At 64.1% G+C, this 3982-nt stretch carries 6 protein-coding genes; 5 read left to right on the top strand and 1 reads right to left on the bottom strand.

Going from position 1 to position 3982, the window contains the following annotated elements; all coding sequences use genetic code 11:
- The 4 genes from EN879_RS26870 to EN879_RS26855 form a co-directional block, all read left to right on the top strand.
- The coding region (locus tag EN879_RS26870) for an urease accessory protein UreF (RefSeq protein WP_164774596.1) at positions 1-567 on the top strand (567 nt) is incomplete at its 5' end.
- A complete protein-coding gene (locus EN879_RS26865) occupies positions 564-1004 on the top strand; it encodes a DUF3995 domain-containing protein (RefSeq protein ID WP_024502040.1) in 441 nt (146 codons plus the stop codon). The genes EN879_RS26870 and EN879_RS26865, both read left to right, overlap by 4 nt.
- On the top strand, positions 1001-1645 hold the full coding sequence (gene ureG, locus EN879_RS26860) for an urease accessory protein UreG (protein WP_013528407.1): 645 nt from the start codon (positions 1001-1003) through the stop codon (positions 1643-1645). Before EN879_RS26865 ends, ureG begins: the two co-directional genes overlap by 4 nt.
- 77 nt (positions 1646-1722) lie before the next feature.
- The gene (locus tag EN879_RS26855; RefSeq protein ID WP_024502042.1) at positions 1723-2490 is read left to right on the top strand and encodes a class II aldolase and adducin N-terminal domain-containing protein; all 768 of its coding nucleotides are present in this window, start codon (positions 1723-1725) and stop codon (positions 2488-2490) included.
- An 84-nt stretch (positions 2491-2574) separates the two neighbouring features.
- Here the strand turns inward: EN879_RS26855 and EN879_RS26850 are convergent, their stop codons facing one another.
- The gene (locus tag EN879_RS26850; RefSeq protein ID WP_063169754.1) at positions 2575-3207 is read right to left on the bottom strand and encodes an HAD family phosphatase; all 633 of its coding nucleotides are present in this window, start codon (positions 3205-3207) and stop codon (positions 2575-2577) included.
- Between the two features lie 259 nt (positions 3208-3466).
- Here EN879_RS26850 and EN879_RS26845 point away from each other — a divergent pair.
- Positions 3467-3982 (top strand): sugar-binding domain-containing protein (locus EN879_RS26845; RefSeq protein ID WP_245484243.1); only part of this gene is annotated, 516 nt, incomplete at its 3' end.

The raw sequence follows: 3982 nt of genomic DNA, 5'->3' as shown, positions 1-3982 counted from the left end.
GTGCATGACGGGTTGGTTGCCGATGCCGGGAGCCTCGCCGGCTGGCTGGAGACGCTGGTCGAGATGGGCTCGGGCTGGAACGACGCCGTGCTGTTCGCCGAGAGCTGGCGCCGAGCATGCGGCACCGGTGATCTCGATGAAGTGGCGGCACTCGCCGAAGCCCTGGCCGGCTCGCGCGAACGCCATACCGAGACCATGCTCCAGGGTGGAGCCTTCCTCAAAGCGGCGGCCGCCTGGCCTAATCCGGTGCTGGAGCGCCTGCCGGCCGAATGCGCCTATTGCGTCGCCGTCGGCGCCATTGCGGGTGGCAACGGCATCGCGCTTCAGGATGCGCTGTCAGCCTTCCTGCAAACCTTCTTCTCCAACCTTGTGCAGGCAGCGATCCGGCTTGGCATCGTCGGCCAGAGCGGCGCGACCACGTTGTTAGCCGGCTTCGAGCCGCTGGCCCTGGCGACCGCAAGCCGCGCCGCGCGCTCGACACTCGACGATCTCGGTGGCTGCGCCTTCGTCTCCGATGTCATGGCGATGAAGCATGAAACCCAATATTCGCGACTGTTCCGCTCATGATTTTTCTCGCCTTCTCGCTATCCTTTGTCCTGCTGCTGATCACCGTTCTGCATGTCTATTGGGGCCTTGGCGGCATCTGGCCGGGCCAGGACGCAGCCTCCTGCGCTCGCGCCGTGGTCGGCTTTCGCGGCGTCGATGAGATGCCGACGCCGTTTGCCAGTTTCGCCGTTGCCGCGTGCTTGTGCCTGGCGACACTATGGCCGCTGGCGCTCATGGGAGTCTTCGCTTCACCCTTCCCCAAGGAGGGTCTCGCCGCCACGTCGCTGCTCATCGGTCTGGTGTTCCTGGGGCGCGGCATAGCCGGCTTCACGCCATGGTGGCGGCGGCTGACGCCTGAACAGCCTTTCGCGCGGCTCGATGTCCGCTATTATTCGCCGCTGTGCCTGTTGATCGGGCTCGGCTTTGCCATCCTCGCCATCACGGAGTTTCCCGCATGACACAGACAAATGGTCCGCTGCGCGTCGGCATTGGCGGCCCGGTCGGTTCGGGCAAGACGACGCTGACCGAAAAACTGTGCAAGGCGCTGCGCGACGAGTTTTCCATCGCCGTCGTCACCAACGACATCTACACCAAGGAAGACGCCATGATGCTGGCGCGGCTGCAGGCGCTGCCCGAGGACCGCATCATGGGTGTCGAGACCGGCGGCTGCCCGCATACCGCGATCCGCGAGGATGCCTCGATCAATCTGCAGGCGATCGCGCAGATGAACAGGAAGTTCCCGGACCTCGACATCGTCTTCATCGAATCCGGCGGCGACAACCTTGCCGCCACCTTCTCGCCGGATCTCGCCGACCTGACGCTCTATGTCATCTCGGTCTGCCAGGGCGAGGAGATTCCGCGCAAGGGCGGGCCGGCGATCACCCGCTCCGATTTCCTGGTCATCAACAAAAGCGATCTGGCTCCTTACGTCAACGTCAACCTCGACGTGATGGAGAGCGACGCCGGCCGCATGCGCGGCAAGCGGCCGTTCGGCTTCACGGACCTGTCGCGCGGCAAGGGACTGCAGGAGGTGATCGATTTCATCATCGAGCATGGCGGCCTGCGAGCCGGCGCTGCCGCTGCCAGCACGGCGGCGTGAGCATCCCTGCACCAACCAAAACCGGTTGCGGGAATGGGCTGGCCACGGCATTCTTGCCGAAACCGGAGGATTTTTCGATGAGCCTTGCCCGTCTGCAAAAGGAAACGCTGACCAACCTGCCCTACTATGAGGAGCGCGTCGATCTCGCCTGTGCCTTCCGCTGGACGGCGCGGCTCAACATGCACGAGGCGGTGGCCAATCATTTCTCGCTGGCCGTCAACGATGAGGGCACACAATTCCTCATGAACCCCAACCAGGTGCATTTCTCGCGCATCAAGGCGAGCGACCTTCTGATGATCGATGCCAACGATCCGGAAACGCTCTCCGGCCCCAATGCGCCCGACCCGACGGCGTGGGGGCTGCATGGCGCCATCCATCGCAATGTGCGTCACGCGCGCTGCGTCATGCATGTGCACTCGATCCACGCTACGGTGCTGGCATCGCTCGCTGACTCGACATTGCCGCCGATCGACCAGAATTCGGCGATGTTCTTCAACCGCCATGTCGTCGACGCGCACTATGGCGGGCTGGCCTTCGAGGAGGAGGGCGAGCGCTGCTCGCAGCTTCTCGTCGATCCCAAGGTCAAGGTGATGGTGATGGGCAATCACGGCGTGCTGGTCATCGGCGACACGGTCGCCGATGCCTTCAACCGCATGTTCTATTTCGAACGCGCCGCCGAGACATACATCAAGGCGCTGTGGACCGGCCGCCCGCTGCGCACGCTTTCTGACGCGATCGCCGAAAAGGCGGCGAGCGAGATGGACGATTATCCCGGCCAGGCCGAACGCCATCTCAGCGAGTTGAAGGCGATCCTCGACGAGCAGGAACCGGTCTACCGGAATTGAGCGTCCTTCTCCCCGTGCCGTCACTATACGGGGAGAAGGTGCCGGCAGGCGGATGAGGGACGGCGCCGACCTGGGCGGTTTTCCTCAGAGCCCCAGCTCTTTCCCCAATTCCTCGGCGCTGTTGATGACGACGGCGCCGGGCGGGCCTTCCATCGGCTTTTCCGGCCAGAAGATCGTCTTCATTCCCGCCGCCAGCCCTGCCATGGCGCCCGGCCAGCTGTCGTCGATCGCCACCGCCTGCGCGGGGTCGACATCGGCCAGATACGCGGCGCGCAGGAATGGCTCGGCATGCGGCTTGCCTTCGCGCACGTCGTTGCGGCTGATCGTCTTCATGCCGGGGTAGATCAGGCCGACCATGCTCAAATTGGCGTCGACGATCATCCGGTCCGAATTCGAGACCACGGCCTGCTGGATGCCTCTTGTACGCAGCTCGTTGAAGATCTCGATCGCGCCGGGGCGCGGCTTCAAGCTCTCCACCAGCGGCAGGTAGTGTTCGTATTTGCGCAGGATCCAGTCGTCGAAAGGCAGGTCCAGGCCGAACTCGTCGCGCATCATCTCGTAGACCGGCCAGGCGGCGACGCCGAGCACGCGCTCATGCAGATCGTTCGGCGGGACAAGGCCGACATTGCGCATCGCCGCCACCAGGGCAGCTTCGTGCAGCGGTTCGCTGTCGACCAGCGTGCCGTCCATGTCCCAGAAAACCGCTTTCGGCGTCATGCGAGGCTCCTTTTTGCCATCCCTTAAAGGGTTTGAGCCGGGAGATAAACCTTCGGAGCGCAAGAACGTGCCGCCTGCCGGGACCGCAGCCAAGTCTCTTGGCGAGACAGACATCGTGGGGAGACGAGAAACTGGGCCGTGCCTACGCCGAGGGACAGCAAGCAATTGCCCCCGAGATTTGACAATTGCGCAGCAGGCCGTTCCCTGCGAAAGTGGGCATGGGCCGCTCTCATGACCGGCGGTCTCGGGAGGCAGGACTTTGAATAGCCGGCAGGATGGTGGCAGCAACAGGCTGGACGATGCGGCACGCGCCGGCTGGCTTTATTATGTTGCCGGCAACACACAGGACCAGATCGCTTCGACGCTTGGCATCTCGCGGCAAACGGCGCAGCGGCTGGTATCGCTGGCGGTGTCGGAGGGCTTGATCAAGGTTCGCGTCGACCATCCGATCGCCAACTGCCTCGATCTGGCGGCACGGCTGAGATCGCGCTTTGCGCTCGATCTGGTCGAAGTGGTGCCGAGCGACCCCAACTCGTCCTCGACCACGATCGGCATCGCCGAGGCGGCTGCCGCCGAGATCGAGCGACGGTTGCGTTCACCGACCCCGATCGTCATGGCGATCGGCACCGGGCGCACGCTGAAGGCGGCGATCGAGCAGCTGCCGCCGATGGAATGCCCGCAGCACAAGGTGGTGTCGTTGACCGGCAACATCTCGCCGGACGGCTCGGCCGCTTTCTACAACGTCATCTTCACCATGGCCGACAGGGTCAAGGCG

Origin of the sequence: Mesorhizobium sp. M7A.F.Ca.AU.002.02.1.1, assembly GCF_003998535.1 — a bacterium.
GTDB classification, from domain to species: domain Bacteria; phylum Pseudomonadota; class Alphaproteobacteria; order Rhizobiales; family Rhizobiaceae; genus Mesorhizobium; species Mesorhizobium ciceri.
This window is presented reverse-complemented; position numbering and strand designations above follow the sequence as displayed.